A 9,103-nucleotide genomic window follows, 5' to 3' on the forward strand; every position below is an offset into this window, starting at 1 on the left:
GAAAATGGCGCAAGCGTCGCGCTACTGATTGTATATGTCTCTAAGCCATAGATCGGATCAATATGATGACGGATCATGGTCTCTAGATTTGAATAAGCGCCACTATGCCCATAAGGCCCCGTCAGCGTCACATTGCGCAAGGAAGGCGTTCGAAACGCATAGGCATCACTCACGTTTCCTGTGACCCGAAACCGACCTTCATCACGTGCGTGGGATTCGAAACGCGCCGCTTTGCCCGGACCGATTTGCGGCACACCAACAGCATGATGTTGATGATCTGTTTGAAGCCAACCCGAGTGACAGCTTGCGCATCCTGCCTCTCCATAAAAAAGCTCAAGGCCCCGCTGCGCGTCTTGATCGAGCACCGCTTGTCCCATCATTGCAAGGTCAAACGCGGACTGATCTGCGCGCCATTCAAACACCATGAAATCTGCAATGACGTTCGCAATATCTGTAAATTGCGGGTCTTGGTCCGGCATGATGGCTTCGAACTGTTGCGCGTATTCTGGCACGGCTAAAACACGGGCCGCGATGATGTTCCACGCGCCACCCTCTTGGGTAATCAACCCCTTTCGCACCGCTTGGGAGACGTCATTCTCCGAATAATGGCCTGCCATTTCATCTGGCGATAGCACTGGGAACATCGCTTGCGCGGCGAGCGCAGAGTCAAATCCAAGCGTCATCTCAGCGCCCAAAGGTGTTCTAATCCCGTTGGACTGACTTGGGTCTACTTCAAGGCGACCATCGTGAAAAAAGACGGTGAATTCATCCGCACCCAAATTCCAAAGCGCAGGCGCGTTGCGCGGGATACGTTGCTCTGGACTATTCTGGGGATCGATCTTCCGTTCGGGGCCAAGGCCGATGCCACCTTCACCGATAGACAAGGATACACCGTCAGCGGTTCCAAACTTTGGGTGATGGCACGTCGCACAGGAGATGTTTTTGTTCCCCGACAAGATCGGATCATAAAACAGCAATTGTCCAAGCTGCACCCTCTCCATATTCGTTTCAGGAAAGATGGGTCGCGGCCCCAGATCAAAGCCGTCCGCAAGCGCTTCGTCGTCTTGCGCAACTGTAGCGCTGCCCAAAACGACCCAAAAGACAGAACAAAAGATATGTTTTCGATGCAATTTGAAGCCTGCTGCGCAAGAGTGATTTATGATCAATATTTGCCGCGAGTTTGGCATTTTTGATCCTGCTGGCATAGCAATTTCTTGGCGGAGATCTCAGCTTGGAACGAAAATCTCCCTGGGCCAAATCACTAAACCGCCCTACAGCCAGAGGGTCTCGTTAATTTCTAGCGCGGTGAACGAAAATTCTGAATTGAAGGAATAAATCGCACTTAGGGGTCACTTTACGTCATCAAAACGCCAGTCTGTCCCAAGGGACAAACCCGTATATCGTCACTAATAAGGTAAGTGGCGGACCGAGGAGGATTCGAACCCCCGACCCCCTGATTCGTAGTCAGGTACTCTATCCAGCTGAGCTATCGGTCCGTGAGGCGGTATCTAGAATAGGCATCAAACCGACGCAAGCGAAAAAGTGAGAATATTTCTACCTTTATGCAATTGCGACGTCACCCTTCGGTAAACGTATTTTAAAACAAGTACCTGTCTCGTCTGTACGCTCAAGCATAAGCGATCCCCCGTGACCACGGATGAGCTCTGCTGCAATCGCCAAGCCAAGCCCTGTGCCCCCTTTTCGAGCGCCTCCTTGAAAGGGGGTAAACAGATGTTCACGCGCTTTGGGCGGCAAACCCGGGCCAGTGTCTTGCACTGAAATCGTCCAATCTTCGTCGCCATCAACGGCCTTCATCGAAATTTCACCCGCCTTGCCTGTCGCAATAATGGCCTGACGTGCATTGCGCACGAGATTGGACAAAACACGGTACAGCTGTTCTGGGTCGGCGCGGATCGACAGGTTCGCGGGGATGTCTTCCGCAAAGCTTAGATCATGTTCTCCGACCGCGAGCCGCTCAGAGGCCATAACGTCCGACGCAATTTCCCCCAACATAAACCGCGTCAGCTTAGGCGCAGGTTCTTCTGCTTTGCCAAACGCTAATGTTGTTTCACAGAGATTAACCGCCCGCGTGATCGAATTTACAAGCTTGGGCGCCATACGCTGCACGGCGGGATCTTCGCTCATCTCAATGCGATCTGTGAAAAGTTGCGCCGAGGTCAGGATATTTCGCAAATCATGGCTCACCCGAGCAACCGCGCCGCCGAGCTGGGCCAATCGCTCTTTCTGTTTCAGGGCTTGCGTTAGCTCCATCTGCATGGATTGAAGCGCTTCTTCTGCCTCGCGAAGTTCCACAACGCCAGCAGTCGGTTCGATAATACGGCGGGCATCCTCAGGCGCGGCTGCGTAGCGCTGCATGTGGTCGACGACCCCGCGAATGGGGTGAACCAGCAACCTGCGCACTGCAAGAAACAAGAGTGCAGCGGTAAAGACAGAAATCACCGCCGACAGGATCAAAATCCGTACACCATAATCGATCATAGCGGAGCGCAAACCTTCGGTCGGCATTGTAACTTCGATCAAAAGCCCCGCTTCACGCACGGGTGCGCCGATAATTCGGATCACTTCCGCATTAGGATTTGCGAGCCGCCCAATTGCATCAGCGATCAGGCGCATAGCCGGTACGTCCCGCATGTCGAACGTGCGATCAATCGGGCGTGGCATCGGCGCTGCGAGAATAAGCTGGCGCACAGCGTTTCGACGTAGAACAACGTTGTAGACTTCGGCGTTGAGCAGCAGCTCTTCTTCCAAATCTGCGTCGATTTCACCCTCTGACAAGAGCGCAAGGGATGCGATTTGAGCGCGCTCTAAGCGGGCCATCAGGAAATCTTCACGAAACCGCGCCACGGACGGGAAAAATATCAGCATTTCTGCCAACATGACAAAGACCGTAGTCAGGATCAAAAAACGTCCCGAAAGCGTGTTTAACATGCGCAAGCCTGTTCCATTCATCGTGTTCCTGTAAGGATATCACACCCTTACAGGAATATTTCATCAAATCAAAGTTTTAGGTGTTAACCTATGGCAGCCAACGCTGAACGAGGCTGACTATTTTCTTAACGCGGTCGTTCTCAAACAAACGCGGAATGAAATAGGCACCAGCCGCGCGCTTATTGACCTCAAACACTGAAGGATAAGGCGCAACCATTGCGGAAATCTGGCTCATCTTCAGCTTGTTCGCGATTGCCAATGACCACATGCCGATCAATTCGCCCGCTTGCGGACCAGCAATGGACACACCGACGGGACGCCCTTTCACGACCATGACCTTGATCAGACCATAAGCTTTGCGTTCAGCAATCAGACGGTCATTGTGATGGATATCAAACCGAACCACTTCCACTTTGTCGCCATGCTCTTCTTTCGCTTGCGCTTCGGTCAGGCCAACCTGCGCCAACTCTGGATCAGTGTACGTCGCCCAAGGAATATGCTTGGTGCTTTGTTTTGCAGGCAAACCAAACAGAGCCGAGCGAATGATCACGCCCGCTTGGTATCCAGCCACATGCGTAAACTGCAAACCACCGGCAACGTCGCCAATCGCATAAACGCGTTTGTTCGTTGTTTTCAGGCTGTCATCGACAACAATGCCCGTACGGTGCGTTTCGATGCCTGCGGCCTCAAGGTTCAGCTTGTCCATATTCGCCTTGCGGCCAACAGCCATCAACAAATGCGAGCCTTTGAAAACACGGCCATCTTTGGCATGCACTTCGATTGCGCCAGCTTTGCCTTTGATTTCGCCCGCGAGCGCATCTTCTTCGATCACAAGACCTTCGGCGCGCAGCTTGTCCAAAACAATGGCAGCCATTTCTGGATCGTCTTTACCCAGCGCTTTGGCACCTTCGATAACGGTTACTTTGCTGCCCAAACGTAGATGCGCCTGCGCCATTTCCATACCGATTGGACCGCCGCCAATGATCAAAAGGTGCTCAGGTTGCTCGCGCAGCTCAAACAGCGTCTCGTTCGTTTCATACGGCACCGTCTCCAACCCAGGGATCGGCGGGACAAAGGGCGAAGACCCAGTCGAAATCACGATGCGTCGTGCTTTGATGCGTGTGTTACCTGCCTCGACTTCGGTCGGTGAAATAAAGCGACCATATTCTTGGATGACTTTAACGCCCAATCCTTCAAACCGCTCTGGGCTGTCCAATGGTGCGATTGTCGCAATCACATCCGCGACGTGATCTTTCGCAGCGCCGTAGTCCACGCTCGGTGTGATGTCCGCAACACCGTAGCCAGAAGCATGTGCCTGCCCGTAGGCAGCTTTGCCCGACGCGATCAGCGCTTTTGAAGGGACGCAGCCAAAGTTCAGGCAGTCGCCGCCCATCTTATGACCTTCCAGAAGAACGACGCTTGCGCCCATCTGTACCGCGCCGGCCGCAACTGAAAGTCCACCTGAACCGCCGCCGATTACGAGAATGTCTGTCTTAATCGTTTCCATGGATCAGATGTCCTTCTTACCAGTGAAGAGTTTAATAATTACAGGGAGCATCGCCAAAGCGGCCAAGCCAAGAATTGGGAAGATGATGTGTGGCTCAAAGATAATGCCCAAGTTTGGTGTTTCGCCTGCTTCGAAAACTTCAGCCAAGCCCGCGCCGACAGAGGTAAAAACCAACGTACCGGGGATGATTCCCATGAAGGTTGAAATAACGTAGCGGTGCAAAGGCACTTCAAGGAAGGCAGGGATCAAGTTCGCAATAAAGAAGGGCACAGCTGGAACGAGGCGAATGATAAAGAGCATCGACCATTGGTTTTCATCAATGCCATCTTTGATTTTCTTCACGGGACCTTCGCTCGCTTCGAGTTTCGCACCGAGTTTTTCGCCAAATCCGTAACGCGCAGCGAGGAAGATAAGCGTCGCGCCCATTGTCGCGCCGGTGACGTTGAAGATCGTGCCGAACGCTGTTCCAAAGAGGAAGCCACCGGTTAGTGTCGCAATGGTTGCACCGGGAAGAGAGAAGCCGACAATCGCTGTATAAATGGCCAAAAACCCAATGACAGCAATAAGATAGTTACTATCGCGAAAAGCAACCAACGCTTCGCGGTTGTCACGCAGCGCATCAAAGCTGAGGTAGTCTTTAAGGGTGAAGGCACCAATAACTGCAACCACGATGATCGCGAGCATTGGAAGGAATCTGGACAAGCCAGATTTGGTTTCAGAATTTGAGGCCATGCTTGCCATCTCTTTTTCTCTTTCGGTTAAAGGTCATTTCGTATCTGCAGGCAACATGCTGGTTTATGGCCCTTTGCGTAAGCCACCTCACGCGCGCTTGATCAACGGTGACAATTGCCGTGATCAAAGCTGGACATTCCTACAGAACTGAAACATTTAGAGCCCAGACCAAAGCCAAATGTTGCAGAGTTTCGTGACTCTAAGGTTTGACTTATCCCCACTGCCCCTCTATTGGACGGGCTTCTAGATACATTGGGCGCGCGAATCTGCGCAGCTGCCCTGCTTAAACGGAGACGGAGCGATGAAACGCACCTTTCAACCATCGAATCGCGTTCGCAAGAACCGCCATGGCTTTCGCGCACGTATGGCGACAAAAGCAGGTCGCAAGATCCTGAACGCACGCCGTGCTAAAGGCCGTAAAGAACTGAGCGCATAAGCGCCTTTCTTTTAGGTTAATGACATTGATACCGCCGAAGGCCTCTGATGCGCATGACGCTGACGGGAACACGCCTTCGGCGGTTTCTTTGCGTCTGAACGTTCTCAAGAAACGCAGTGATTTCCTGCGCGCCGCTCGTGCGCGTCGGCAAGGCACGTCGTCGATGATGGTTCAAATGCACAACCGCAATGATGACGATCCTGCAATGCGCGTTGGCTTTACCTGTTCCAAGAAAGTTGGCAACGCTGTTGCCCGCAACCGCGCCAAGCGCCGGATGCGTGAAGCTGCGCGCGCTGTTCTGCCCGAGTTCGGGCAAAAAGGCTGCGATTACGTGTTGATCGGCCGCTTTGAAGCCACAGCAAGCCGCCCCTTTGATCTGCTTGTCGGCGATCTGCGCTATGCTCTCAAAAAACTGCACGGTGCAAAATGAGCCCCCTCGCCCATATCGTCGCCCTACCTGTACGCTTTTATCGATTGGTGTTCTCGCCTTGGGTCGGCATGAACTGTCGCTATCACCCGACTTGCTCCGCCTATGCTATGGAAGCGCTGGAAAAACACGGTGCTGTCAAAGGCAGCTGGCTCGCCGCGCGCCGCATTGGCCGCTGCCATCCTTGGGGCAGCAGCGGCATAGACAATGTGCCTGATTAGGAAACGTTCAACGTAAAGTCCCGTCCAGGCCCTTTCAGACGCGTGCCACTCGAAAAGCCGTCCTTACCCGCCAAGGTAAGCGCCAAATCCTTGTAGAACGGCGCACTTTCAAACCACCACCGATGCGACAGAAATGAAATGTCTGGCAGGTTCGTTTCATCCCTTCGAAATTGCGCGGTGCAAGACACGTCGATGTGCGTTGAAAAAGCTGGACTTGGCAAACCTGCGCGACCGACACGTTTGCGCGTGCCGTTGATAAACTTGGACAGCTTCAAAACGTTATCATCGCCACTGTAATAGTTGGTAAAACGCTTACTGCGGTGACGCATGATTAATGCCCCCCAAGCACCGCGTTCCATGCTTGGTTGATGCACATCCGCCGAAGCAAAGACAACCTGATCAAGCGCCCAATTACCCGGCCCTTTTGAATCGCCCATGTCCTGCAACCCTTTCAAAACCGAATAGCCCCCCATGGAATGCGCGAGCAAATGCACCTTTGGGCGCTCAGGCAAAAACATCAACGGGATCGCCAGCTCAGAAATCAAATATTGCGCCGTCTGTTTCGCGCGACCCAGATCACCGTCATAATCAAGGGGATTACCGCTGCTTGGCCAATCAAACCCGATGACAGCACCCTTATAACCCTGCGCTTTCAAACCAGCTTTGATTTTGTCCAACCGACGTAAATTTCCCGCCTGCGTCGTGTTAAAGCCGTGCACGTAGATCAAGACTTCATTTGTGCTGGCTTCCTGCATGACAAATCTGAGCCAATCTTCACGTTTGTAAAAACCATCCCGCCATTTCGCGGGTGGCTCGGTGGCAGATTTAATCGATAGGTAGCGCGTCACGGAAGAAGGATTGTTTGTCAGAATATTCTTTGTCGCATTAAAACTGCGGCGCGTTGCAAATAGCATGTCGACCCTTTCAATAAATGTTAGAAATAATGGGTCCCGAGCCTAAGTAGCTTCTTCCAGAAAGATACCTTTTGCTCAGCGAAACGGCGGTTTTCACGCTATATTCACGCCTAATATGCGACTGCTTTGCTCAGAACCATGACACCGCAATGAGAACACTCACGACAAATCCCTTTTCAGGACGGAGCCAAACTGGCATATCGCGCAAATGCTAGATGATCACGACGACATTCACCCGCTCTTCTCTGGTGCGCCTTCGACCACCGAATTCAAGAAGCTCCGCAAACGCATCGTGCGCTATACGCGCGAGGCGATTGAACAATATGGGATGATCGAGCCCGGTACGAAATGGCTGGTTTGTCTGTCGGGCGGCAAGGATAGCTACACCTTGCTCGCCGTTCTGTATGAACTCAAATGGCGCGGCTTACTGCCCGTTGAATTGCTCGCCTGCAATCTCGATCAGGGCCAACCCGGATTTCCAGCGACTGTTCTGCCAGAATTTCTGGAAAAGATGGGCGTGCCCAACCGGATTGAATATCAGGACACCTATTCTATCGTCATGGACAAGATCCCAGCGGGCCGCACCTTTTGTGCGCTTTGCTCACGTCTGCGTCGCGGCAATCTTTACCGCATTGCTCGTGAAGAAGGATGCAGTGCAGTCGTGCTTGGCCATCACCGAGATGACATCTTGGAAACCTTCTTTATGAACCTGTTCCATGGTGGTCGCTTAGCCACCATGCCACCCAAGCTGCTGAACGAAGAGGGCGACCTTTTCGTCTACCGTCCCCTCGCCCATGTGGCCGAAGCCGATTGCGAGAAATTCGCAAGCGCTATGAATTACCCGATCATCCCCTGCGATCTCTGCGGATCACAGGACGGGCTGCAACGCCAGCAGGTCAAACAAATCCTTGATGGGTGGGAAAAGAACAGCCCCGGTCGCCGCCAGGTCATGTTCCGCGCGCTCACCAATGCGCGCCCATCCCATTTGCTCGATCCTAAGCTCTTTGATTTCGCCGGTTTGATGCGCGGGAATGCGCCGGAAGAAGGGCAATAAACACGACTGTTTGCGCAAATGCGGCAATGCGCTAGGATTGCACAAAACAACGCATCAAGCGCGAGCAGTAGTATGAGTATAGATAGACGACATTTCGCCCTCTCTTTAGGGGCATTGGGGTTAAGCGCCTGCGTCAGCAGCGGCTCCAGCCGAACATCCAGTTCCACCCCTTCAAGCCTTCCGCCCGATATGCTGCCCCAGCCGAATGCTGGCTATGATGCATGGGTTGCATCCTTCAAAAGCCGCGCGGGCAGTTACGGGCTCAGCGCAGCAACCGTCGCCGCAGGCTTTCGTGGTGCAGGCTTCCTGCCCGGCGTGATCAAGAGGGATCGCAATCAAACCGAATTCAAACGCAGCTTGGAAGATTACCTGTCCATCGCCGCCTCTGACAAACGCGTTGCCAACGGGCGCGCCGCCTTTGCCCGCCATCGCAACACCCTGAACGCGCTTGAGGCAAAATATGGCGTTGATGCCGAAATCATCTGCGCCATTTGGGGCCTTGAGAGCGGATATGGCGAGCGGATGGGCAACATCCCGATCATTTCCTCCACCTCAACTCTGGCCTTTGAGGGACGGCGCGGGGCCTTCTTTGAAAAGCAACTCGTCGCAGCGCTGAAGATCATTCAGAATGGCGATATCACTGCGGGCCGTATGGTCGGCAGTTGGGCAGGCGCGATGGGTCACACCCAGTTCATCCCCACCTCCTATGAAGGTTTCGCCGTCGATTTCACCGGCGATGGACGCCGCGATATTTGGTCCGCTGATCCCAGCGACGCGCTCGCCTCTACCGCTGCGTACTTGCAGCGCAACGGCTGGACACGCCGCGTGAAATGGGGCTCTGAATCCGCCTCTGGCACCTTGCA

Annotated in this window: 10 protein-coding genes and 1 tRNA gene; 5 read left to right on the forward strand and 6 right to left on the reverse strand. The window is 53.5% G+C overall.

The window, feature by feature from the left end:
• From ABJQ89_RS15575 to ABJQ89_RS15595, 5 genes are all read right to left on the reverse strand, one after another.
• The coding region (locus ABJQ89_RS15575) for a cytochrome c peroxidase (protein WP_348497091.1) at positions 1 to 1,034 on the reverse strand (1,034 nt) is incomplete at its 3' end.
• Between the two features lie 385 nt (positions 1,035 to 1,419).
• Positions 1,420 to 1,496 (reverse strand) — tRNA-Arg (locus tag ABJQ89_RS15580).
• A 64-nt stretch (positions 1,497 to 1,560) separates the two neighbouring features.
• Entirely contained in the window at positions 1,561 to 2,949 is a 1,389-nt protein-coding gene (locus tag ABJQ89_RS15585; RefSeq protein ID WP_348497084.1) for a HAMP domain-containing sensor histidine kinase, read from the reverse strand.
• An 88-nt stretch (positions 2,950 to 3,037) separates the two neighbouring features.
• Positions 3,038 to 4,456, reverse strand: a complete 1,419-nt coding sequence (locus ABJQ89_RS15590) for an FAD-dependent oxidoreductase (RefSeq protein WP_348497085.1) — start codon at positions 4,454 to 4,456, stop codon at positions 3,038 to 3,040.
• A 3-nt stretch (positions 4,457 to 4,459) separates the two neighbouring features.
• Positions 4,460 to 5,188: a VTT domain-containing protein gene (locus tag ABJQ89_RS15595; protein ID WP_348497086.1), complete on the reverse strand. Its 729-nt coding sequence runs from the start codon at positions 5,186 to 5,188 to the stop codon at positions 4,460 to 4,462.
• A gap of 301 nt (positions 5,189 to 5,489) precedes the next feature.
• Here ABJQ89_RS15595 and rpmH point away from each other — a divergent pair, with 301 nt between their 5' ends.
• The 3 genes from rpmH to yidD are packed head-to-tail and all read left to right on the forward strand — an operon-like array spanning position 5,490 to position 6,272.
• A complete protein-coding gene (gene rpmH, locus ABJQ89_RS15600) occupies positions 5,490 to 5,624 on the forward strand; it encodes a 50S ribosomal protein L34 (protein ID WP_009831305.1) in 135 nt (44 codons plus the stop codon).
• 25 nt (positions 5,625 to 5,649) lie between these two features.
• Positions 5,650 to 6,054: a ribonuclease P protein component gene (gene rnpA, locus ABJQ89_RS15605; RefSeq protein ID WP_348497092.1), complete on the forward strand. Its 405-nt coding sequence runs from the start codon at positions 5,650 to 5,652 to the stop codon at positions 6,052 to 6,054.
• On the forward strand, positions 6,051 to 6,272 hold the full coding sequence (gene yidD / locus ABJQ89_RS15610) for a membrane protein insertion efficiency factor YidD (protein WP_348497087.1): 222 nt from the start codon (positions 6,051 to 6,053) through the stop codon (positions 6,270 to 6,272). The genes rnpA and yidD overlap by 4 nt, the downstream gene beginning before the upstream one ends.
• Here yidD and ABJQ89_RS15615 read toward each other — a convergent pair.
• Positions 6,269 to 7,186 (reverse strand): alpha/beta fold hydrolase, encoded by a 918-nt coding sequence (locus ABJQ89_RS15615; protein ID WP_348497088.1) that lies wholly within the window; start codon positions 7,184 to 7,186, stop codon positions 6,269 to 6,271. The genes yidD and ABJQ89_RS15615 overlap by 4 nt on opposite strands.
• A gap of 208 nt (positions 7,187 to 7,394) precedes the next feature.
• Here ABJQ89_RS15615 and ttcA point away from each other — a divergent pair, with 208 nt between their 5' ends.
• Positions 7,395 to 8,240 (forward strand): tRNA 2-thiocytidine(32) synthetase TtcA, encoded by an 846-nt coding sequence (gene ttcA, locus ABJQ89_RS15620; protein ID WP_348497089.1) that lies wholly within the window; start codon positions 7,395 to 7,397, stop codon positions 8,238 to 8,240.
• Between the two features lie 72 nt (positions 8,241 to 8,312).
• Positions 8,313 to 9,103 (forward strand): lytic murein transglycosylase (locus tag ABJQ89_RS15625; RefSeq protein WP_348497090.1); only part of this gene is annotated, 791 nt, incomplete at its 3' end.

This window comes from Planktotalea sp. (assembly GCF_039984035.1).
Classification (GTDB): Bacteria; Pseudomonadota; Alphaproteobacteria; order Rhodobacterales; family Rhodobacteraceae; genus Planktotalea.